Raw genomic sequence first — 744 nt, 5'->3', positions numbered from 1 at the left:
GAGGGTTTCGCCTTGGTAGAAGCCGATGCCCATGCCGTATTGGCGGTGGATGCCGTACGCAAACGTCCCGGTATGTACATTGGTGACACCGACGATGGCAGCGGTCTGCACCACATGGTGTTCGAGGTGGTCGACAACTCGATCGACGAAGCCCTCGCCGGCCACTGCGACGACATCAGCATCATCATCCACCCGGATGAGTCCATCACCGTTAAAGACAACGGCCGTGGCATCCCGGTAGACGTGCACAAAGAGGAAGGCGTTTCCGCCGCCGAGGTCATCATGACCGTCCTCCACGCTGGCGGTAAGTTCGACGACAACTCCTACAAAGTATCCGGCGGCCTGCACGGTGTAGGTGTGTCGGTAGTGAACGCACTGTCCGAAGAACTGGTTCTGACCGTTCGCCGCAGCGGCAAGATCTGGGAACAGACCTACGTCCACGGCGTGCCTCAGGCACCGATGGCCATCGTTGGCGACAGCGAAACCACCGGTACCCAGATTCACTTCAAGCCCTCGGCTGACACCTTCAAGAATATCCACTTCAGCTGGGACATCCTGGCCAAGCGTATTCGTGAACTGTCCTTCCTCAACTCCGGTGTTGGCATCGTCCTCAAGGACGAGCGCAGCGGCAAGGAAGAGCTGTTCAAATACGAAGGCGGGCTGCGTGCGTTCGTTGAATACCTGAACACCAACAAGACTGCGGTCAACCAGGTGTTCCACTTCAACATCCAGCGTGAAGACGGC

At 58.1% G+C, this 744-nt stretch carries 1 protein-coding gene; it reads left to right on the top strand.

The features are described 5' to 3' along the window. Nucleotides 1–12 precede the first annotated feature (12 nt). The coding region (locus tag ACIF4X_RS27915; RefSeq protein WP_397484546.1) for an ATP-binding protein at nt 13–744 on the top strand (732 nt) is incomplete at its 3' end.

Origin of the sequence: Pseudomonas sp. NPDC085632 (assembly GCF_044541255.1) — a bacterium.
Lineage (GTDB): Bacteria > Pseudomonadota > Gammaproteobacteria > Pseudomonadales > Pseudomonadaceae > Aquipseudomonas.
This window is presented reverse-complemented; position numbering and strand designations above follow the sequence as displayed.